Genomic DNA, 21559 nt, shown 5'->3' on the forward strand with positions numbered 1-21559 from the left:
TGCCCCGCCCGCACGGATGCGGGCGGGGCAGTGCGCGTCGGGGGCATTAGGGTTGGCCCGTGGCGATTTCGAAAGTCGAACGGTTGGTCAACCTGGTCATCGCGTTGCTGTCCACCCGTCAGTTCCTCACCGCGGAGAAGATCCGAGCCTCGGTGGCGGGCTACGCGGAGTGCGCGAGCGACGAGGCGTTCAGCCGCATGTTCGAACGCGACAAGAACGAACTGCGCGACCTCGGGATTCCGCTCGAGACGGGGTTGGCGTCGCGGTATTCGACCGTCGAGGGCTATCGGATCAACCGGGACGCCTATGCGCTGCCGGAGATCGAGCTGAGCCGTGAGGAGACCGCCGCGGTGGCCGTCGCCGCCGCGTTGTGGGAGTCCCCGGAGTTGACGTCGGCGGCACAGGGCGCATTGCTCAAGTTGCGGGCTGCCGGGGTGCAGGTCGATGCGGACCCGGCGGGCACGGTCGCGGCGATCCCGGCGCGGGCCCGCGGTTCCGAACCGGCATTGCAGAAGTTACTCGCCGCCGTCGACGAGCGGCAGGCGGTGCAGTTCGAGCATCGCAGTGCCCCCACCGATCCGTGGACAGTGCGCACCGTCGAACCGTGGGGTGTGGTGACGGTGCACGGCCGCTGGTATCTGGTCGGGCACGACCGGGACCGCAATGCGACCCGCACCTTCCGCCTGTCGCGGATCTCCGATGAGGTCACCGCGGTCGGGGAGCCAGGTGCGGTGCAGATCCCGGAGGGGGTGGATCTGCGGGCCCGGGTGCTCGCCGCGACCCGCCCCGGTGATGTGACCGGGTCCGCGCGGGTGTGGGTGGCTGCGGGCCGCGCATACGAGGTGCGCCGGCTCGGTCGTGATCTCGGGCCCCGGCAGGTCGGTGGCCGTGACGGCAGTGTGTTCGAGGTACCGCTGCGCGCCGGGGAGTGGATCGCCCGCACCCTCGCGGGTCAAGGCCCCGACGCGCTGGTGCTCGACCCACCCGAGTTACGCGACGAGGTACGGCAGATCCTGGCGCGGGTCGCTGCCGGTGGCACCACCGCACACGACAGGGCAGCAGACGAGACTGAGGGGGACGACACAGTGGGGGAGGAACGTCCATGAGCAGTACCCGGCTGGCCGGGCGGTTGACCCGCCTGCTGAATCTGGTGCCGTACTTCACGGCGCGTCCGGGGATCAGCGCAGCCGACGCCGCCCGCGATCTGGGGGTCACCCCGAAACAGATCATGGACGATCTCAATCAGCTGTGGGTGTGTGGGCTGCCGGGCTATGGGCCCGGTGATCTGATCGACCTGTCGTTCTCCGAGGAGAGCATCGTGGTGACGTTCACCGCGGGCATCGACCGGCCGCTGCGATTGACCTCCACGGAGGCGACGGTGCTGCTCGTCGCGCTGCGGTCGTTGCTCGAGATGCCCGGCGTGGTCGATCCGACGGCGGCACAGAGCGCCATCGCCAAGATCGAGGCGGCCGCCGGGAGCGCCGCGGCGGGGCCGGACACCGCGACCGATCCGGTTCCCGACGATCCCGTCGCCGCGCGGGTCCGCGATGCGGTCCGCGACGGGCGTGCGGTGCACCTGACCTACTATTCGGCGTCCCGCGACACCGTCTCCGAACGCGACGTCGATCCGATCCGCATCGTGCTGATCGACGAGCACACGTACCTGCAGGCGTGGTGCCGTACCGCCGAGGGGGTGCGGCTGTTCCGGTTCGATCGGATCGATGCCGCCCGAATCCTCGACGAACCCGCGCGGCCCCCGCAGCGGGCGCTCGACGACGACGAGCATCTCGAACTGTTCGCCGGGGACCCGTCACTGCCGGCCGCCCGATTGTGGATCGCGCCCTCGTACACGTGGCTGCTCGACTACTACCCGCTCACCGACGTGACGCTGCTCGCCGACGGCAGTTGCGAGGCGGTGCTGCGGTTCGCGTCGCCGGAGTGGCTGGTGCGGCTCGTGGTGGGGCTCGGTGCCGGGGTCAGTGTGCTCGGTCCGCCCTCACTGCGCGACGCGGTGCGCGAACGGGCCGCCGCCGCACTCGATGCCTACGACGCACTCGGAGATGACCCCGCCGGCGGATGACCCGGCGGATGCCACAGTTGTGTGAACACTGCACCAACACTGTGCCGAACAGCTTTCACGGGGCCGTGGGTGTGCTTCGGTCCGGTAGCATCATGCAGAGCCAATCAGTGGAGGTTGTAAATGGGTGCAATGAGCCCGTGGCACTGGGCCATCGTCGCGTTGGTCGTCATCATCTTGTTCGGCTCGAAGAAGCTGCCGGATGCCGCGCGCGGTCTGGGCCGTTCGCTCCGGATCTTCAAGAGCGAGGTCAAGGAGATGCAGAACGACGACGCTCCGACGACGGCTGCGCAGCCTGCGCCGAACCCGTTGCCGGCCGCGGTGGAGCCGACGCAGCAGATTCCGACGCAGCAGGCCCCTCAGCCCGACCAACGGTCGGCCTGACCGACGTTCTCCCCACCGGGGCACCCGCGGGGTGTCCCGGTTTCCGCTGATCCCAGTGCCCCACCGCGGTGGTGGCCCTGACAGGAGCTGAGACCCGAACCGTGCGCATCCCGTTCGATCCACGCCGCAGTCGGCGCAAGACAAATCCCGACGGCAACATGTCGCTGGTCGAGCATCTCTACGAGTTGCGCACACGGCTGCTCATCGCCGTCGCCGCCGTGATCGTCACCACCATCGCCGGGTTCTTCTGGTACAGCCACGGCCCGTTCGGCACGTCGAGTCTCGGTGAGATCCTCCTCGAACCCTACTGTTCGCTGCCGGCCGCGTCCCGCGCCGACTTCAGCAGCGACGGTGGTTGTTATCTGCTGGCCACCGGCCCGTTCGAACAGTTCATGTTGCGGTTGAAGGTCGCGGCGACCGCCGGTGTGGTGCTCGCCTCCCCGGTGTGGCTGTATCAATTCTGGGCGTTCATCACCCCCGGCTTGTATTCGAAGGAACGTCGCTACGCGGTCGGCTTCGTCACCTCCGGCGCGGCGCTGTTCATCACGGGCGCCGTCCTGGCGTATCTCGTGGTCACCCACGCGTTGTCGTTCCTGTTGACCGTCGGCAACGACGTGCAGGTCACCGCGCTGTCCGGCTCCGAATATTTCGGTTTCATGATCAACCTGCTGGTGATCTTCGGGGTGTCGTTCGAGATTCCGCTGGTGCTCGTCGCGCTCAACGCCGTGGGGATGCTGTCCTACGAGAAACTCAAGGCGTGGCGCCGTGGCCTGATCATGGCGGTGTTCGTCTTCGCTGCCATCGCAACGCCGGGCCAGGATCCGTTCTCGATGCTCGCGCTGGCGTTGGCACTGACGATCCTGGTGGAATTCTCCATCCAGATCGCGCGCCTGAACGACAAGCGCCGCGCCCGCAAGGCCCGCGACGAAGGTTGGGGTGATCTCGACGACGAGGAGGGCTCGGCGATCCCGAAGCCGACTCCGGTCGAGAAGCCGTCCCCGGCTCCGGCACCCACCGACTATTCCGACACGCTGTGACGGGCCCCGCCGATTCACCTCGGGCTGACGCGGCAGCACCGCAGCTGGACGCATTCGCTGCCGGTCTAGCGTTCCCGCTGGATCCGTTCCAGCAGCAGGCGTGCCGCGCGCTCGAGGGCGGGCATTCGGTGCTGGTGTGTGCCCCGACCGGCGCCGGGAAGACCGTCGTGGGCGAATTCGCGGTGCACTTGGCCATCGAGGCCGGCACCAAATGCTTCTACACCACCCCGATCAAGGCGCTGAGCAACCAGAAGTACGCGGATCTGTGTGCTCGGCACGGCAAGGACGCGGTGGGGTTGCTCACCGGCGATCAGTCGATCAACCCGAATGCGCCGGTGGTGGTGATGACCACCGAGGTGCTGCGCAACATGCTCTACGCGTCGTCGACGACGCTGATCGGTTTGAGCCATGTCGTGATGGACGAGGTGCATTTCCTCGCGGACCGGTTCCGCGGCGCCGTGTGGGAGGAAGTGATTCTGCATCTGCCGGAGGACGTGCGGCTGGTGAGCTTGTCCGCGACGGTGTCCAACGCCGAGGAGTTCGGTGAGTGGATGACCACGGTGCGCGGCGACACCAGCGTCGTCGTCGACGAGGTGCGCCCCATCCCGCTGCATCAGCACATGATGGTCGGGCCTCGCCTGTACGACCTGTTCGACGCCCGCGCCGAACCCGCCGGCACTCCCGCGACCGAGCGTCGCCGCGGGGTCGTGGTGGATCCGGAGTTGGCGGCGCAGGTGCGGCGCCGCGCGAGCATCGACGGTGACCGCTGGCAGTCCCGCGGGCGGGGCACGTTTCGGCCGATTCCCCGCCCCGATGTGATCGCCCGGCTCGACGCCGAAGGGTTGTTGCCGGCGATCACGTTCGTGTTCTCCCGTGCCGGCTGCGACGCGGCGGTCTCGCAGTGCCTGCGGTCCGGGCTGCATCTGACCACCGACGAGGAGGCCACCGAGATCCGGCGGATCGTCACCGAGCACACCCGCGAGTTGCCGCGCGCCGATCTCGAGGTGTTGGGTTTCGCGTCATGGCGCACCGCCCTCGAACGCGGCATTGCCGCGCATCACGCGGGGATGTTGCCGGCGTTCCGCCACACCGTCGAGGAACTGTTCGTACGCGGGTTGGTGCGGGCGGTGTTCGCCACCGAAACCCTCGCCTTGGGCATCAACATGCCGGCGCGCACGGTGGTGCTCGAACGGTTGGTCAAATACAACGGGGAAACCCACGCCGAGCTCACCCCCGGCGAATACACGCAGCTCACCGGCCGGGCCGGGCGTCGCGGTATCGACGTCGAGGGACACGCGGTGGTGCTGTGGCAGCCGGGTGTGGAACCGGCCGCCGTGGCGGGTCTGGCCTCGACGCGCACCTTCCCGCTGCGCAGTTCGTTCCGCCCGTCGTACAACATGGCGGTCAACCTCATCGACGCGGTCGGGGTGGAGAGGTCCCGCGCGCTGCTGGAGATGTCGTTCGCGCAGTTCCAGGCCGACAAGTCGGTCGTCGGCGCGACCCGCGGCATCGAACGCAACGAGGCGCAGCTGGCGAAGATGCGCGAGCAACTCGGCGGCGCCGACAGCGAGATCTTCGATTATGTGCGGTTACGGGCCGAGCTGACCGACGCCGAGCGGCAGCACGAGCGCAAGAAGCGGCAGGATCGTCGGCAGGCGTCGGTCGAGTCGCTGGTGGCGTTGCGGCCCGGTGAGATCGTCGCGGTCCCGGCGGGTCGCCGCACCGGGTTGGCGGTGATCATCGACCCGGATCATGACGTCACCGATCCGCGTCCGTATGTGGTGACGGCCGACGGTTGGTCGGGTCGTCTCTCGGCGGGGGATTTCCCCACCCCGGCGGTGGTGCTGGGACGGTTGAAGTTGCCGCGGCACGCCGATCCGCGCACCGGCCGCGGCCGACGGGACATCTCCTCGGCGTTGCGGTCGAAGGGGCTGGTGCCTCCGCGGCGAGTGAAGCGGTCCCGCGGCGGCGGCGACACCCGCGAGATCGACGCGCTGCGCCGCGCGCTGCGCACGCATCCGGCGCGCGAGAACCCGGATGTGGAGGCGTTGGCGCGGGTCGGGGAACGCTACAACCGGTTGCTGCGCGACACCGAGCACCAGCGACGCAAGGCTGCGGCGACCACCGATTCGTTGGCGCGCACGTTCGAGCGGATCGTGTTGTTGTTGTCGGAGCGGGGTTATCTGACCGGCGGGGACGATCCGGCGACCACGGAGGCGGGGGAACGGCTCGCCCGGATCTACACCGAATCGGATCTGCTGGTCGCCGAGTGTCTGCGCACCGGGGTGTGGGCGGGGTTGTCGCCGGCGGAACTCGCGGCGGTCGTCTCGACGGTGATCTTCGAGTCGCGGGGCGACGACGTGCCGGAGGTGAGGGGCCCGACCGGTCCGATCCGGCGGGCGCTGGCCGACACGGTGCGCTTGTGCGATGAGCTGCGGGTCGATGAACTGCGGCACCGGTTGCCGACGACCCGCGAACCGGATTTCGGGTTCGTGACTGCTGCGTACACGTGGGCGGGTACCGCATCGTTGACGGAGTCGCTGCTGGCGGCCGTCGCGACGGGCAGTGAACTCTCGCCCGGTGACTTCGTGCGGTGGTGCCGGCAGTTGATCGATCTGCTCGATCAGATCCGCACCACGGCACAGGATCCGGCGTTGGCGAAGGCGGCGGGGCGGGCGGTCGGAGCGATCCGCCGCGGGGTCGTGGCCGTCGATGCGACCGCAGCGTGAGCGGCGGTGTGGCCGGGTCGGCGCCTCGGGGCGGGTCTCCCACTGGCCCGGTATGTGTGATTTGATACGCGCGCTGCCACACGGGGGACCGATCGCTGGTGAGCATTACGCTGAACCTATGAACGATGGCGAGTGGAGGCGACGATGACCGGGCCGAACGAACCGCAGGACCCGAACGGTAACGAGCAGGCACGTGACCCGTGGGCTCCTCCCGCGCCCGGCGCCGACAACGCATCGCCGCAGGCGCCTGCACAGCCGTGGGGTGCGCCCACGGGTGACTCTGCCGCAGCACCGACCCAGCAGTGGGGCAGCGCGCCGACCGGTGAAGCAGCAGCACCGACGCAGCAGTGGGGTGCCGCTCCGGGCGGTGATTCTGCGGCGCCCACTCAGCAGTGGGGTCAGCAGTCGCAGTGGGGACAGCAGCAGCCGGGTCAGGGCGGCGGGAGCGCATGGGGTGCGCCGCAGGGCGGACAGACACCGCAGGCCCACAACCAGTGGGGCCAGCAACAGACCCCGCAGTGGGGTACCCAGCCCGGCCAGGGGACCGGTGGTCAGCCATGGGGCGCGCCTGCCGCGCCCGGTGCGCAGCCCGGATGGGGGCAGCCCGGCCCGCAGCCGGGGCAGGCGGGCGGTCAGCAGTGGCCTCCGCAGGGGCAACCCGGGCAGACCTGGCAGCAGCCCCCATCCGGGCCGGGTGGCCAGCCCGGATGGGGACAGCAACAGCAACCCGGTGGCGGACCGTGGCAGCCGCCGCAGCAGCCCGGGGGCACATCGGGGGGCAACAGTTCGAAACTGCCGTTGATTCTCGGGGGCGTCGGCGTGCTCGTCGTGGTGGTGATCGCCGTGGTGATCGGATTCATGACCCTCGGGGGCGGCACCACCCTCGATTCCGAGGCCGCGCAGGCCGGGGTGGCGCAGGTCCTCACCGAGTCGTACGGCGCCGAGGACGTCGGTGACGTGTCGTGCCCGGGTGATCAGAAGGTCGAGGCGGGGGCGAGTTTCGAATGCACCCTCACGGTCGATGGGCAGCACCGGTCGGTGACGTTGACCTTCACCGACGACAACGGCACCTACGAGGTCAGCCGGCCGAACTGACCGTCTCCACCGAGGACACGTGTCATCCGAAATCCTCGCTCACTGCACGTGGGCGGGGATTTTTGCACGGCGCCCCCGCTTCCGCGGACACGTCGAAATAGTTCGAAAACCACATTGAACCATTGTGTTTTCCTAACATGTAGATCATGTCTCGAAATAGGACGAAACGCCGCATCGGCAATGTTGTTCGGGAACTACGGAGTACACGTGGACTGTCCCGCCACCAGTTGGCGTCCCTGACCGGGACGCATGCGCAGACGATCGGCTCCCTCGAACGTGAACAGCAGCAACCGACTTTGGATGTGGCGATGCGCATCAGCGCCGCGTTCGACCGGCGTGTACAGGACGTGTTCTTCTGGACCGAAACTCCGGATCGGCACGAGAAACCGTAGTGCCTCTCGTGGTGGTGCGGCGATCCGGCTACGCTCGCGCAGTGCACCCGACGAGCGAGCTGATCGGCCAGATCCTGCGTGAGACCATCGAGGGCGGCGGAGTCGCCGCGTGGGCGACGGTCGAGGATTGGGACGGTGACGTCGCCGACGCGATCGTGCAGTTCGGGCTGTTCGGATGGATCGTGTACCGGTGAGCCCCGACCACGACAACCCCCGAGCAACAGCACCGGCCACGGCGGTCGATCACGAGTCCGTCGTCGACGCTGCGCGCCGCATCACCTCGATCGTGCGGCGCACCCCGATCCTCACCGCTGCGGTGCCTACCCCGAACGGGCCGGTCGAAGTGGCGTTCAAACTCGAATATCTGCAGCACGGCGGGTCGTTCAAGGTGCGTGGCAGCCTCAACGCGCTCGGCCGCGCTCGTGAGAACGGCACGCTCCCCGCCGCGGGCGTGCTCATCGCTTCCGGTGGCAACGCCGCGATCGGTGCCGCCTGGGCGGCCCGATACTGGGACACACCCTGCACCGTCGTCGTTCCCGAAGCCGCACCACCGGCGAAACTCGACCGGTTGCAGCGGCTCGGCGCGACCGTGCACCGGGTGGGGTCGTCCTACGCCGACGCCGCCGCGCACGCCGCGACCCTCGCCCTGGAACTCGGCGTCGTGAAGTTGCACGCCTACGACCTGCCGGACATCGTCGCCGGGGCAGGCACCATCGCGATCGAATTGCGCGAGCAGCTCGACACGCCACTGGACTGTCTCGTCGCGGTCGGAGGTGGGGGACTGGTCGCCGGACTCACCGCCGGAGCCCGCGACACCGACATGATCCACGGGGTCGAACCCGTCGGAGCGGCAACCCTGCACCGCGCGCTCGACGCGGGAGGACCGATCGACATCGAGGTGGACAGCATCGCCGCCGATTCGCTCGGTGCCACCCGCATCGGGAACCTTGCGTGGGCGGCGGCGAGCACCGGCCGGATCGACAGTCTCGTCGTCGACGACACCGGCATCGTCGACGCGCGACGTTGGTTGTGGGACGAACTGCGCATCGTCGTCGAACACGGCACGGCCGCGGCGCTCGCACCGATTCTGGCCGGGACAGTCACCGAGACCGCGGGCCGAACCCTGTGTGTGGTTCTCTGCGGCGCCAACACCGCGATATCCGACCTGGGCTGATCGATCGCCGCGAGTTCAGGCGACGTCGAACCGATCCAGGTTCATCACCTTGTCCCACGCCGCCACGAAATCCCGGACGAACTTGGGCTGCGCGTCATCGCTCGCATACACCTCGGCGATACCGCGCAGCTGCGAGTTCGAACCGAAGACGAGATCGACGGCGGTCGCAGTCCCGCGGGGGTCACCGGTGACCCGGTCACATCCCTCGTAGACGTACTCCTCGGTGGACGAGGGCGACCATTCGATACCCATATCCGTGATGTTCACGAAGAAATCGGTGGTCAACATCCCGGGCCGGTCGGTCAGAACACCATGAGAGCCTCCACTGTGGTTGGTGTTCAGCACGCGCATACCGCCGAGCAGCACCGCCATCTCGGGTGCCGTCAAGGTGAGAAGATTCGCCCGGTCGAGAAGGAGCCGTTCCGGTGGTTGCTTCTCGCCGGCCCGCAGATAGTTGCGGAATCCGTCGGCTTTCGGCTCGAGCACCGCGAACGACTCCGCGTCGGTCTGGTCCTGTGTGGCGTCGGTGCGGCCCGGCCTGAACGGGACCGTGACGTCGTGTCCCGCCGCCTTCGAGGCGTGTTCGACGGCGGCGCATCCGCCGAGGACGATGAGGTCGGCGAGCGAGACTTTCGTGTCGCCGGTCTGCCCGTCGTCGAACTCGTGTCGGATTCGGTCGAGCACCGCAAGTACCTCCGCCACGGCGGCGGGTTCGTTGACCTCCCAGTCCTTTTGCGGTGCCAGCCGCAGGCGTGCCCCGTTGGCGCCGCCGCGTTTGTCGGTGCCACGGAAGCTCGCCGCGGCCGCCCACGCGGTGGTCACCAGCTGCCGGATCGACAGACCCGAGTCGAGGATCGCCTGTTTCAGCGCGGTGACGTCGCCATCGCCGACGAGTGGGTGATCGACCGCGGGCACCGGGTCCTGCCACACTTGCGCCTCGGGAATCCACGGGCCGAGGTAACGAGTGATCGGACCCATGTCGCGGTGCAGCAGCTTGTACCAGGCCTTACCGAACTCCACCTCGAGTTCCTCGGGATGATCGAGCCAGCGGCGGGTGATCGGACCGTAGATCTCGTCGACCCGCAACGACAGATCGGTGGTGAGCATCACCGGCGGATGCCGCTTCGACGGGTCGTGCGCATCGGGCACCGCATCGGCCCCCGCGCCGTCCCTCGGGATCCACTGGTACGCGCCGGCGGGGCTCGTCGTCTGTTCCCACTCGTAGCCGTAGAGGGTTTCGAGGAATGAGTTGTCCCAGGTCGTGGGGGTCGGAGTCCAGGTGCCTTCCAGACCGCTGGTGATCGCGTCGCCGCCGACCCCGGTGCCGTAGGCGCTCTTCCACCCGAGGCCTTGCTGTTCGATCGGGGCGGCTTCGGGTTCGGGGCCCACCAGATCGGCGGGGCCGGCGCCGTGGGTCTTGCCGACGGTGTGGCCGCCGACGATCAACGCGGCGGTCTCGACGTCGTTCATCGCCATCCGCCCGAATGTCTCGCGGATGTCGACGGCCGCGGCGATCGGATCCGGGGTGCCGTTGGGGCCTTCGGGATTGACGTAGATCAACCCCATCTGCACCGCGCCGAGCGGACCGGCGAGATCCCTTTCGCCGCTGTAGCGTTCGTCGCCGAGCCACGTGTCCTCCGGGCCCCAGTACACTTCGTCCGGTTCCCAGATGTCCTCGCGGCCGAACGCGAAACCGAAGGTCGTGAAGCCCATCGATTCGTAGGCGCAGTTACCGGCGAAGATGATCAGATCGGCCCAGGAGATCTTCCTGCCGTACTTCTTCTTGATCGGCCACAGCAGCCGTCGGGCCTTGTCGAGGCTCGCGTTGTCCGGCCAACTGTTGAGCGGTGCGAGCCGCTGCGCACCCTGACCGCCACCGCCGCGGCCGTCGGCGATCCGATAGGTGCCTGCCGCATGCCAGCTCATCCGGATGAACAGGGGACCGTAGTGGCCGTGGTCGGCGGGCCACCACGGTTGCGAGGTCGTCATCACTTCGACAACGTCACGTTTGAGTGCATCGACGTCGAGGGACGCAAACTCGGTCGGATAGTCGAAGTCCACACCCATCGGGTCAGTCGCGGGAGACTGTGGACGCAGAACACTCAGATCGAGTTGATCGGGCCACCAGTCGCGGATCGTGCGGGGTCGGTGTGCTTTCGGTGTGGGGGAGGCGATCGCCGGGCTTTCGCTTTCACTCTTGGACACAGTGCCATTCCTTCCGGGGTCGGTGAATGGGACGGTGCTCACGGAGGTGCTCGACGAACGCGAGTTTCCCGCGACGAGCGTGTCCGCGCGGCGATGAAGTTCGCCGCGGAGTCGGTGCCCCCGTGAGCGGGTCACCTCTCCATCATGACCCTGTCGCAGGGACGGGTCCAGGAAGGTACGCGTGGCCTCTCCGACCGGCGCGTCCGACAGATCGATCGGGTTCCTACCGCTGTGGCCTGCGGCGACTCGATGTCCAGGCACTGGGAGTATGGCGCTGATCGTTCTGGGATTGCTGCTCGTGCTGCCCTCGGTGATGGCTGTGTCAGCGATGCGAACCGGGGTGTCGTGGAGGGACCCAGTAGCATTCGCCGAAAATCGGACGGCCAAGGCGTAGTGGCTGGTCATGGCGATGGACAGCAGTAGATCTCGAACGCAGACTGCCCCGACACAGTGGGCAGGCGCTTGCACTCCCATGGCTGGCGATGTGGTGTTCGTCGGATTACAGCTGGGTATCCCCGTTTCGGGTATGGCCCGAGCCGTGCGATGACCCAGGTGCATCGGCGCGCACGTGCGCACGCATCCCTTGCACGCCGAACAGGATCAGTAGTTCGACCGCACCGCCGTCGGAGCTGCCGAGCCAGTGCGGCAAGGAAGTGTCGAACTCGGCGGCCTCGCCGGGCGTCAATGTCAGTTCCCGCTCGCCGAGCACCAACCGCAAGCGACCATTGAGCACATACAACCACTCGAAACCGTCATGAGTCTGCGGGGTCGGTTCGAGCGGTTCGGGCACCGCGGGAATGATCATCTTGAACGCCTGCACCCCACCCGGCCGCCGTGACAGCGGCACGAAGATCAGCCCGGACCGCCGGATCGGCTTGAGGTGGATTCGCGGATCGCCGGTGCGTGGGGCACCGACGAGATCGTCCAGCGGAACGTCATAGGTGCGAGCGAGGGGCAGCAGCAATTCCAAGGTCGCCCGGCGCTGCCCACTCTCGAGTCGCGACAGGGTGCTCTCGGATACTCCCGTCCGCGCCGCCAGGCCGGCGAGGGTGATACCGCGGTCGCGGCGCAGCGCACGCAACCGCGAGCCGACCACGTCGAGCACGTCTTCCGTTTCGCGATCCATGAGTCCATCTTGCCGGAACAGCAAGATTGCGTGCCAGATCATGCTGGGTCCGGAAACACTGAGGGTGCCCCGATCAAAGGAGTCCTGATGAGCGCCACCCATGCGGTCACCTTCTGGAACGGCATCTACGCAGCCCGTTCGGCAGCAACCGACCCGCAGCCGAACGACCTTCTCACCGAGTTGGTCTCGAATCTGTCACCCGCAGACGCGTTGGATCTCGGATGCGGCGACGGCGGCGACACGCTCTGGCTTGCCGACCTGGGTTGGCACGTCACCGCCGTCGACATCTCGGCCGTGGCGCTCGCACGGCTCACCGATCTCGCCATCTCACACGGCCTGGGTAACCGCGTCACTGCCGAGCAGCATGACCTGCGGAAATCCTTCCCGCATGGACGATTCGACCTGATCTCCGCCCACTACCTACATACTCCCTTCGACCTGGACCGGGCCACCGTGCTGCGCGCGGCCGCGCACGCGCTGTGCCCGGGCGGGCGACTGCTGGTCGTCGACCACGGCTCGACCGCGCCATGGTCGTGGAATCAGGACCCCGACTTCCGCTATCCGAGCCCGCGGGAAGTCGCGGCGGGTATCGCTCTGGATCCGGCGACGTGGCTGGTCGAGCGGGCCGACTCACCCCGCCGGATCGCGACGGGACCGGATGGGCGCACCGCCGAGGTCACCGACCACGTCCTACTGATCCGCCGCACCGTCTGATCCGCCACCGACGTAGGAGACCGCCGTGCCCACCAACCGACGGCGCGATGCCTCACCGCCCCGGACCGGGAGCAGCGAAACCGCGACTTTGCGCGCATTCCTCGACTACCTCCGGGCCTCGATTGCCGCGAAGGTCGACGGTGCCCCCGAACCGCAGGTGCGAACAGGGGCGGTGCCGTCCGGCACGAACCTGCTCGGACTGCTGAATCACCTGACCTTCGTCGAACGCGCGATATTCCTCGGGGCCGATGTGACCGACTGGCAGGCGACGTTCCGAGCCTCACCGGATGACAGCGTGGCCGATGTCGTCACCCGCTATCGCGAGACGGTCGAGCGCGCGAACGAAGTTCTCGATGGGTGCACCGATCTAGGCGGATCCCTGCCGCAGTCGAAACGTCCCGCTCCCAGCGTCCGCTGGGCACTCGTGCACATGATCGAGGAGACCGGCCGGCACGCAGGCCACGCCGACATCCTCCGCGAATCGATCGACGGCGCCACCGGACGCTGACTTCCTCAGGACAGGAACACATGATCACCGCAACCCGGCCGTCGCCGCGCCGCTTCCGTCGATCCGTACGCGCGATGGCGACCGCCACACTGGCCCTCCTGCTCACGGTCGGCACCGCAGCGTGCACCACGCCGACCCCCGCCGACGTTCCCCCGTACGCCGTCGCCACCCACAACGACCCGGAGTTCGACAACACGTTCCGGCACGAGTTCGCCGATATCGACGGGGTCCGGATGCACTACGTGACCGGTGGCAGCGGCACGCCACTGGTACTGCTACACGGTTGGCCACAGACCTGGTTCGGCTGGTGGCCGATCATGCCGGAGCTCGCAGAGAAACACACCGTCTACGCCATCGACCTTCCCGGGCTGGGTGACAGCACCGGCTCACCGAGTGGCTACGACAAAGCCACCCTGGCCCGGTACGTGCACACCCTGATCGCCGATCGGCTCGGAGTGCGTGACGCCCGCATCGTCGGGCACGATTTCGGCGCCGCGGTGGCGTTCCAATACGCCACCCAGTTCCCCGCCGACACCGCACGCCTCGGCTACCTCGACCTGCCGCTCCCCGGGCCCGCGATCGATGCCCCCACATACCGTTCGATGAGCTGGCATATCGCCTTCCACTCCCAGCGGCGGGTCCCCGAGGCAGTCGTCGGCGACGATGTCCGCGAGTACCTGGCGCTGTTCTATCCGCAGGTCGCCTTCGGCGGATCAGCCTTCGGTGGCACGTCGGACCGATCTCCGTTCACCGACGCCGAGATCGACGAGTACGCAAGGACTTACAGCCGACCCGAAACGCTGGCAGGCGGCTTCGCGCTCTACCGCGCCCTCGACCAGGACGTCCGCGATGCCGTGGCAGCAGCGCCGACACAGGTGCCTACGCTGCTGATGACCGCCCAGGGGCAGCTCGACCCGGTCCGGGCGACCGCGGCCCCTCGGATGACCAATATCGTGCAGGCAGTGGACGTGCCGAACGCAGGACACTGGCTCGTCGAGGAGAACCCGCAGTTCGTCACCTCAGAACTGCTGCGCTTCCTCGACGGATGAGCACATGAGCGGGCCATGGCCGCAACAAGGCTGCTGGAACTCGCCGACCGCATCGGCCGGGGCGAACGCGAAGAAGCGGAGCACCTCCTCCCGCCCGATCTCCGACGTGTTCGAGATCAGCATCGTGGGCAGCAAGCTGATCGTGGTCGGAGGCGAATTGCTGTCGGACCGGAGCATTCGCAATCAGGTGCTGACATTCCTGATTGCGGGCCGCGAGACGACCGCGGGAACATTGTCTTTCGCCCTGCACTACCTGTCGCTGAACCCGGCGATCGCGGACAGGGCGCGCGCCGAAATCGAGGCAGTGATCGGGCGCGACGGTGCGCCGACACAGTTCGAGCAGGTCGCGAAGCTGCGCTACGTGAGGCGGATCGTCGACGAGACATTGCGGCTGTGGCCGTCGGGTCCGGCCTTCTTCCGTAAGGCACGTGCGGACACGACGCTGTCCGGGTATCCGATCGGGAAGGGCGCCACGATTCTGGTGGTGCTGCTTGCATTGCACCGTGATCGTCGGCTGTGGGGTGAGAACGCGGAGGAGTTCGATCCGGACCGGTTCCTTCCCGCTGCCGTGCGCGCCCGCCCCGCGCATGCCTACAAGCCGTTCGGGGTCGGTGCGCGTGCATGCATCGGCAGACAGTTCGCGCTGCACGAAGCGGTGCTCGCCCTGTCCCGCATCCTCACGCGGTTCGACGTGGTGCCCACCCCGGGGTACGAGTTGTCGGTATCCGAGTTGCTGACGATCAGACCGGAGAAGCTTCGGCTGCAACTGCGAACTCGGTGAAGGCCGAATTGGGTCGTTTGTAGGAGATCACGTTCATGCTCGGACACCGGCTCGACGAGTTCGGGCCCTCGAACTTGCATCCGCATCCGTAGTTCACCGCGTTGCGGCCCCTTGCGCTCGACGGCACCGACCGCGGCAGTCATCCCAATGCGGACGCACAACTTCAGGGCTTGCACCATTGCAGCTCACGAGATGGTGCGAGGTCGAACCGTTCGATGAGGAAGGCCCGACCACCGCTGCTGCCTCGGTCGGGCGCTCGAGGTGCGCCAGATGTCCGGTAACCACAAGATCGACGCGGCGAACATCGGGAACTATCCCCGCAACGACCTCGGCGATCAGGCGAAAGTCGTCATCGTCCGTACCGGTGATCTGCACGGTCAGTTGGTCGAGGTGCCGCCTTCGTCCTGGGCCTGTGATGAGGTTGCGCGGAGCCGGGTGAGTTCCGCGCGGTTCGCATCAGCGTCGGTCCTGCGCGCGGTGATCTCGGCGCGTAGCGCGGTGATCTCGGCGCGTAGTTCGTCGCCGCGGTCGCGGGCGGCGGTTTCCGCGGCGCGTGCGGTGGCGGAGGTGACTCGCGCGTCTTCGAGTGCGTCTCGGAGTTCGGCGACGCGGGTGCGTTCGCTGCCGAGGGCGGACTCGAGACGGCCGATGGTCGACGCGTGCCGCTCGGTGTCGGCGCGGGCACGTTCGACCGCGGTGTCGGCGCGGGCGAGTCGGTCGTGGCTCTCGCCGAGTTCGGTGCGGAGCCGGTCTCGTTCGCCGGTTGCGGCCTCGAGGCGTTCGCGCTGCGTGGCAATCGTCGCGTGCAGTTCGTTCACGGTCTGTTCATAGTCGGCGACCGCGGCCGCGTGTTCGTCACGATGCCGGCGTAGCGCGGCGGCATGGTCTTCGGTGAGTCGAGTCAGTTCGTCGTGGTGCGCGGTGTCGAGCGCACGGGTCTGCTCGGTGTGGGCGATGCGCGCATCGGACAGTTCACGGTCGACCGCCTCGACGGCGGCGTCGGCGTTGTCGCGGTCGTCGGTGGCCTGCGTGAGTTGTTCTTTGAGGCGGGCGATCTTGGCGTCGGCGTCGGCCTTGACCTTGGCGAGTTCGGTGGCGGCCCGGTGCAGTTGCGCGTCGAGTGCGCCGGGATCGGTGAGTTTGTCGAGGGCCGCGGTGATCTGGGTGGCGACGGCGGTGTGCTGTTCGATGCTCGCCGCGGTGAGGGTGCGCAGTGCGGCGACCGCGGCGGTGAGATTCGCCGAGGCATCGATCGGTGTCGCGGGGTCGGTGAGTTCGGCGAGTTGTTCGGCTTCCTTCCGGCGCCGCGCGCGTTCGCGGTGCGCGCGGACCCGGTCGGCGGGGGAGTCGTATTTGCGGGGTCGGCCGACGCGTGGCTTGTCGGCTTCTGCGCCTGCCGCTGGGCCCACATTCGTTGTTTCGCTCATTCGAGTCCCTTTCGACCCTCACCAACATTGATATTAGAGTACATAACATGAAACGTAACCTGAAATGAAACGTTATTAAATACGAAAACCAGAGGTTGAGTGCAAGTTATGAGCGATAGAATCAGAGTGATTCAGTATTTCGTTACGGTTCTGAAGAGACATGCACAACCATGCATGAGTATCGCTTGATCGTCATAATTCCCTCTTATGACGATCAAGCGATTTGGGTGCCTGAAAAACTGTGCACCCCTCGGGGGAGGGCATCGGCGGGCCGCGACCCCCGTCGCCCGCTCATCGAGGAGTGCCGGGCGGGGACTGTCCTCGATGCGGCGCTCTGTTCGACAGCACCTAGGGTGTGCCGTCGGTCCGAGGGCGTGCCCTCACCTCAGGTGCCGGGCGAAGAACCGGTTCGCCTCATCGCCGGCGTGCTGGGGGACGCCGGCGTGCCCGCCCATGTTGGCGTGAAGTGCCTTCTCCCGGGAGCCGAACGCATCGAACAGATCCAACGCCTGGTGCCGGCCGTTTCCTTCGTCGTCCCATTGCAACAGGACATGCAGCGGAATGGTGACCTGCCGGGCCTCCTCGACGATGGTGCGGGGCACGAAACTGCCCGCGAACAGCACCGCGGCAGAGATACGTGGCTCGACCACCGCCAGCCGGACGCCGAGGGCGATCACCCCGCCCGAATACCCCACCGGGCCATTGATCGCGGGCACCGAAAGCAGAGCGTCCAGTGTCGCCCGCCATTCCGGCACAGCCTGATCGACCAGCGGGAGTATCAGCCGGTCGACGAGCTCGGCGCTGACCGGCTCGCCGGCCTGCAGCGCCCGGCGCAGATCTGCTCGGGCCTGATCGGCATCGGCCGAACGGGGCCGGTCACCGCTCCAGGGGTTTTCGATGGTGGCCGCGGCGTATCCCTCTGTTACGGCAGCACGGGCCCTGGCCAGCAGACGCGGGTACATCGTGTGCAGTCCGAGTGGTGGATGGCCGAGCAGGATCAGCGGCACGGGAGCGGATGCGGATGTGGGTGTCCACAGGATGCCGGGAATCTCACCGAGAGTGAATTGGCGTTCGAGGACACTGTCGCCGAGTCGATTTTCGGAAATGAAGTGCATGGTCGTGCCTTTCGGGAGTTGCTCATGAATGGCGCTCCCGGACGACCTATCGTCCGACCGTGGCCCCGGAAGGGAGCACCCATGTCGATACTGCGTTCACGGGTACCACCTCCTTGTTCTCTCGCACGGCCTCCGGAAAGTAGCAGTGGCCGCGGCGGCGGGCAACAGGTTTTCGGCGCACTCCTTTCCCATGAGGGCTGTCGCTGTCCACGTTGCTTCGTAGTGTGGCGTTCCCACCACAGAGAGACGAGAACAGCAATGACTTCCGTGCAGAAAGAAATCATTATCGACGCCGACCCCGCGGACGTCTGGGCGGTGGTCGGCGACTTCACCGACGGGCCCGCGCGAGAACGGCTCATCGGGATCGATGACCGGACTCACCGCCTCGCGTACTCCGTCATCGGCGACACGATGCAGCCGACGCACGATAACGCGTCGATGCAGGTCTTCTCGCACAGGAACGGGCGCAGCCGGTTCGTGTGGATCCATGACGTCCAACCGGACGACCTCGCCGACGCGGATGGGCGCGGCAATGGATCACGGGCTCGATGTCTTCAAGCAGACGATGGAATCACATCGGTAGCAACTCGCGGAGTCCGCCTGTCCTGAGATGGAAGCCTGCCGCCGCTATGCTCACGGCGTGGCACTCCTGTATGCAGCCCAACTATCGCCCACCAAGCCGGAAGTGATCGCCGCCTGGCTGCCGTCCGCCGACTACTACTCGGGAACGACCCCTGTGCTCGAGCAGGTCGGTGCGTACCGCTTCGACGATCCCGACGGTGAAGTCGGGATCGAAATCCATCTGGTGCGCGACGCGGACGGGTCCGTCTACCAGGTGCCGCTGACCTACCGCGGGGCGCCGCTGCCGGCTGCGCGACCGGTGGGGGAGATGGAGCATTCGGTGCTCGGCCACCGCTACATCTACGACGCCACGACCGACCCCGTCTACGTCGGGCAGTTGCTTGCCACCATCGACGGTGCCGGACGTGAAGCCGAGCAGTTCGTGCACGTCGACGGCACGGAACCACGGAAAGTCGAGAACACTGTGCGAGTCCGGGGCACCGGGTCCGGATCGGGGGCTGTTCCGACGGTCACCGAGCTACGGACAACCGCTGCCGGAACCGACACCGTGATCGAGGCGGGAGACACGACGGTGGTGGTGCACCACCGCCCCGTCGACACAGAACCGACCCGCCCCGCGCTACTCGGTGAATGGGACACCCGCCGAGCGCTTCTCGCGCACATCCGATAGGCGAGACGCCGGAACACGGGCGGCAGGAGCCGCGCCGCGTGTCCGAGCGCCGGGGATTACCGGGTCAGCCCGCGATCTCGTGCAGACCCGACTGCTCGTCGTCGTTGTCCCCGCTCAGGATGCCCTTCTGCAGCGCCCCGAACACGGCCAGGCCCTGACCGACCATGCCGGAGATGGTGTCGTTGACACCTTCCTGACCGTTGAGGATGGTCAGGTTGGAGTTGGCCAGGCCCTTCGCTGCGGCCTCCACGATGAGCGGCAACTGCTCGATCAGCGTTTGATCCAGCGCGACACGACCGTTGGAGGCGGCGGCCTCGGCCAGGATCCGGATTTCCTCGGCCTTCGCCTTGGCCAGGATCTCGGTCTCGCGGGCCTTCGCCTCGGCCGGCTTGATGACCTCGCTCTGCAGTTGCTTCTCCCGCAGTTCCGCCTGTTTGATGGCCAGTTCCGACTGCGCCTCGAGGACCTCGCGCTGCGCGGTGGCCTGCGCGAGGGGTCCGGCCTGCGCGGACTCCGCTTTGGCGCGGTCGGTCTCGGCCTGGATCTCCGATTCTTTGATTGCGGTCTCGCGTGTGTACTCGGCCTGCCGGCGACGGGATTCCTGCTGCGCTTCGGCGGAGGCCCGATCTGCTTCTGCCTGCGCGATCTTCGCTTCCCGCTCGACTTGCGCGAGGTGCGGTGCGCGCAACGAGTCGATGTAGCCCGAGCCGCAGTCGTCGATGGACCGGATCTGCATCGAATCCACGATCAGACCCATACGGCCCATCTCCACATTGGAGCTGTCGAGCACCTGTGAGGCGAGGACTTCACGCTGACGGATGATCTGTTCGACCGTCATCGAACCGATGATGGACCGCAGGTGACCGGCGAAGATCTCCCCGACGGTGCCGGCCATCGCGCCTTTCTGCGAGGACAGGAAACGCTGCGCGGCGTTGACGATCGATTCGTTGTCGTTGCCCACCTTGAATGCGACCACCGCACTGACCGACAGTTCCACCCCTTGGGTGGTCACGCAGGTTTCCTTGATGAGGGCCTCGTGCAGGTCCAGCGACAGGATGTCTGCTTTACGCAGGACCGGGATCACGAACGCACCCTGACCGGTGACCACACGGAACGGTGCCCCGTCGCCCCCTCGACTCCCACCGGAAATGAGCAGGGCCTCGTTGGGGGCGGGCACTCGATAGCCGAACATTCGGACTCCTCTGTGTTGGGTACTGCTGTGTTGAGTACTGCTCTGTTATGAACTGCCTCGTTGGGTCTTGCCTGTCTCTCTGTCGAAATTCAGGTCCAGCCACGGCTCGACGTCCAAAGCGCGGCCACCTCGGTCGGCGACCACCAGGACGGTGGACATTGTGGGCAGCGGCTGCGCGGACCACGCGGTGTAGGTCTCGCGGCCACCACGGATCGTCAATTCCACCTGTCCGGGTCCGTCGGCCCCGCGTGTGGCCAGGGTGAGCCGTCCGATCTTCCCGATCGGATTCTGGTCGGTCATGCGGGGTTACTGTCCGGCGAGGGCCGTGGTGAGCGACCCCACGGCCCGGTCGACACCCCACCGCTGCGCGAGCGCGGTCAACGCATCCGGATCCGCCGGCGACGACGGCAACTCGTCGGACTTCGAGCATCGCACCGGCGCGTCGGTGGCCACCCGCACCACCGGCATCGCCACATCGAGATAGTCGGACGCAGCGACGAGCTTGCTGCGCATGCCCTTCGCGAGCGACGTCGACTCGTCGAGCGCCGCCGCGCGCACCGCCGCGAGCGACCCGTACTGCATCAGCAGCCCGGACGCGGTCTTGTCCCCGATGCCTTTGACACCGGGTAACCCGTCCGACGGGTCGCCGCGCAGCACCGCGAGTTCGGCGTAGGCGGCGCCGGCACGGTCCAGGGGCACCCCGTATTTGTCCGCGACCAGCGCCGGGTCGTACAACTCGGCTTTCGCCAGGCCTCGACCCACATACAGCACCCGCACGGGTACGGGGGTGTCGGTGACGACCTGCAGCAGATCACGGTCGCCGCTGACCACCACCACCGGATCGGTACGTTCGGTCGCGGCGAGAGTGCCCATCACGTCGTCGGCTTCGAAACCGTCGGCGCCGCCGGTAGCGATGCCTGCAGCGGCGAGGATGTCGAGGATCACCGGGATCTGCGGACTCAGCGCCGGCGGGACGTCTTCGACGGTGCCGTCGAGAGAGTCGGCAGCGACACGGTGCGCCTTGTAGCTGGGCACCGCCGCGACCCGGAATGCGGGCCTCCAGTCCAGATCCAGGCAGGCGACCATCCGGGTGGGGCGATGGCGGCGAATCAACGTCGCAACCATGTCGACGAACCCGCGGATCGCGTTGACAGGGGTGCCGTCGGGGCCGGTGATGGAATCGGGCACGCCGTAGAACGCGCGGAACCACAGACCAGCGCTGTCGAGCAGCAACAACGACGACGTCCGGGTGTCGAGTGCGGAAATGTCGGGTTCGGTCACGGACCTCATCCTGCCATCTGT

General features: G+C 67.4%; 21 protein-coding genes and 1 pseudogene. 15 read left to right on the forward strand and 7 right to left on the reverse strand.

Translation table 11 applies throughout. The features are described from left to right. The first annotated feature begins 59 nt into the window (after positions 1 to 59). The 9 genes from EV641_RS18945 (at position 60) to EV641_RS18980 (ending at position 8888) form a co-directional block, all read left to right on the forward strand. Positions 60 to 1106, forward strand: coding sequence for a YafY family protein (locus EV641_RS18945; protein WP_132473750.1), 1047 nt, complete (start codon positions 60 to 62; stop codon positions 1104 to 1106). Then, positions 1103 to 2080 (forward strand): YafY family protein, encoded by a 978-nt coding sequence (locus tag EV641_RS18950; RefSeq protein ID WP_132473752.1) that lies wholly within the window; start codon positions 1103 to 1105, stop codon positions 2078 to 2080. The genes EV641_RS18945 and EV641_RS18950 overlap by 4 nt, the downstream gene beginning before the upstream one ends. 120 nt (positions 2081 to 2200) lie before the next feature. Continuing rightward, positions 2201 to 2461 carry a Sec-independent protein translocase subunit TatA gene (tatA, locus tag EV641_RS18955; RefSeq protein ID WP_054720344.1) on the forward strand — a complete coding sequence of 87 codons (261 nt, stop codon included), beginning with the start codon at positions 2201 to 2203 and terminating at the stop codon, positions 2459 to 2461. Positions 2462 to 2562: 101 nt separating this feature from the next. Beyond that, positions 2563 to 3498 carry a twin-arginine translocase subunit TatC gene (gene tatC, locus EV641_RS18960; protein WP_132473754.1) on the forward strand — a complete coding sequence of 312 codons (936 nt, stop codon included), beginning with the start codon at positions 2563 to 2565 and terminating at the stop codon, positions 3496 to 3498. Continuing rightward, complete coding sequence (locus tag EV641_RS18965) at positions 3495 to 6227, forward strand: DEAD/DEAH box helicase (RefSeq protein ID WP_132473756.1); 2733 nt, start codon at positions 3495 to 3497, stop codon at positions 6225 to 6227. The genes tatC and EV641_RS18965 overlap by 4 nt, the downstream gene beginning before the upstream one ends. A gap of 144 nt (positions 6228 to 6371) precedes the next feature. Continuing rightward, positions 6372 to 7322 carry a DUF4333 domain-containing protein gene (locus EV641_RS18970; protein ID WP_132473758.1) on the forward strand — a complete coding sequence of 317 codons (951 nt, stop codon included), beginning with the start codon at positions 6372 to 6374 and terminating at the stop codon, positions 7320 to 7322. Positions 7323 to 7468: 146 nt separating this feature from the next. Next, positions 7469 to 7714 carry a helix-turn-helix domain-containing protein gene (locus EV641_RS18975; protein WP_054720776.1) on the forward strand — a complete coding sequence of 82 codons (246 nt, stop codon included), beginning with the start codon at positions 7469 to 7471 and terminating at the stop codon, positions 7712 to 7714. 41 nt (positions 7715 to 7755) lie between these two features. Further along, complete coding sequence (locus tag EV641_RS29285) at positions 7756 to 7908, forward strand: hypothetical protein (RefSeq protein ID WP_158289191.1); 153 nt, start codon at positions 7756 to 7758, stop codon at positions 7906 to 7908. Continuing rightward, positions 7905 to 8888, forward strand: coding sequence for a serine/threonine dehydratase (locus tag EV641_RS18980; protein WP_277874514.1), 984 nt, complete (start codon positions 7905 to 7907; stop codon positions 8886 to 8888). The genes EV641_RS29285 and EV641_RS18980 overlap by 4 nt, the downstream gene beginning before the upstream one ends. Positions 8889 to 8903: 15 nt before the next feature. Here EV641_RS18980 and katG read toward each other — a convergent pair whose 3' ends face one another. After that, positions 8904 to 11135: a catalase/peroxidase HPI gene (katG, locus tag EV641_RS18985; protein ID WP_241997349.1), complete on the reverse strand. Its 2232-nt coding sequence runs from the start codon at positions 11133 to 11135 to the stop codon at positions 8904 to 8906. A 457-nt stretch (positions 11136 to 11592) separates the two neighbouring features. Next, positions 11593 to 12219, reverse strand: a complete 627-nt coding sequence (locus tag EV641_RS18990) for an XRE family transcriptional regulator (protein WP_054718848.1) — start codon at positions 12217 to 12219, stop codon at positions 11593 to 11595. 87 nt (positions 12220 to 12306) lie between these two features. On the opposite strand from EV641_RS18990, the gene EV641_RS18995 reads away from it, so the two are divergent. The 4 genes and pseudogenes from EV641_RS18995 to EV641_RS19010 form a co-directional block, all read left to right on the forward strand. Next, the gene (locus EV641_RS18995) at positions 12307 to 12933 is read left to right on the forward strand and encodes a class I SAM-dependent methyltransferase (RefSeq protein ID WP_132473764.1); all 627 of its coding nucleotides are present in this window, start codon (positions 12307 to 12309) and stop codon (positions 12931 to 12933) included. A gap of 25 nt (positions 12934 to 12958) precedes the next feature. Then, positions 12959 to 13441 carry a DinB family protein gene (locus tag EV641_RS19000; RefSeq protein WP_054719907.1) on the forward strand — a complete coding sequence of 161 codons (483 nt, stop codon included), beginning with the start codon at positions 12959 to 12961 and terminating at the stop codon, positions 13439 to 13441. Positions 13442 to 13461: 20 nt separating this feature from the next. Further along, on the forward strand, positions 13462 to 14490 hold the full coding sequence (locus tag EV641_RS19005) for an alpha/beta hydrolase (protein WP_132473766.1): 1029 nt from the start codon (positions 13462 to 13464) through the stop codon (positions 14488 to 14490). A gap of 151 nt (positions 14491 to 14641) precedes the next feature. Then, positions 14642 to 15271 (forward strand): annotated as a pseudogene (locus tag EV641_RS19010) (cytochrome P450); the annotation flags it as partial. A 377-nt stretch (positions 15272 to 15648) separates the two neighbouring features. Here the strand turns inward: EV641_RS19010 and EV641_RS19015 are convergent. Both EV641_RS19015 and EV641_RS19020 read right to left on the reverse strand, forming a co-directional pair. Next, entirely contained in the window at positions 15649 to 16698 is a 1050-nt protein-coding gene (locus tag EV641_RS19015; protein WP_132473768.1) for a hypothetical protein, read from the reverse strand. Positions 16699 to 17078: 380 nt separating this feature from the next. Further along, positions 17079 to 17813, reverse strand: coding sequence for an alpha/beta hydrolase (locus EV641_RS19020; RefSeq protein WP_132473770.1), 735 nt, complete (start codon positions 17811 to 17813; stop codon positions 17079 to 17081). 258 nt (positions 17814 to 18071) lie between these two features. Here EV641_RS19020 and EV641_RS19025 point away from each other — a divergent pair, with 258 nt between their 5' ends. Together EV641_RS19025 and EV641_RS19030 are read left to right on the forward strand one after the other, a co-directional pair. Then, a complete protein-coding gene (locus EV641_RS19025; RefSeq protein ID WP_199233313.1) occupies positions 18072 to 18422 on the forward strand; it encodes a hypothetical protein in 351 nt (116 codons plus the stop codon). Between the two features lie 31 nt (positions 18423 to 18453). Then, positions 18454 to 19065, forward strand: a complete 612-nt coding sequence (locus tag EV641_RS19030; RefSeq protein WP_054719780.1) for a hypothetical protein — start codon at positions 18454 to 18456, stop codon at positions 19063 to 19065. Positions 19066 to 19129: 64 nt separating this feature from the next. Here EV641_RS19030 and EV641_RS19035 read toward each other — a convergent pair whose 3' ends face one another. From EV641_RS19035 to EV641_RS19045, 3 genes are read right to left on the reverse strand one after another with little or no spacing between them, the layout of a single operon-like run. Beyond that, on the reverse strand, positions 19130 to 20257 hold the full coding sequence (locus EV641_RS19035; RefSeq protein WP_132473772.1) for a flotillin family protein: 1128 nt from the start codon (positions 20255 to 20257) through the stop codon (positions 19130 to 19132). Positions 20258 to 20302: 45 nt separating this feature from the next. Continuing rightward, positions 20303 to 20557 carry a hypothetical protein gene (locus tag EV641_RS19040; RefSeq protein WP_054719772.1) on the reverse strand — a complete coding sequence of 85 codons (255 nt, stop codon included), beginning with the start codon at positions 20555 to 20557 and terminating at the stop codon, positions 20303 to 20305. Positions 20558 to 20563: 6 nt separating this feature from the next. Next, a complete protein-coding gene (locus EV641_RS19045; protein ID WP_241997350.1) occupies positions 20564 to 21538 on the reverse strand; it encodes a 5'-3' exonuclease in 975 nt (324 codons plus the stop codon). Positions 21539 to 21559 lie beyond the last annotated feature (21 nt).

Source organism: Rhodococcus sp. SMB37 (genome assembly GCF_004345605.1).
Taxonomy (GTDB): domain Bacteria; phylum Actinomycetota; class Actinomycetes; order Mycobacteriales; family Mycobacteriaceae; genus Rhodococcus.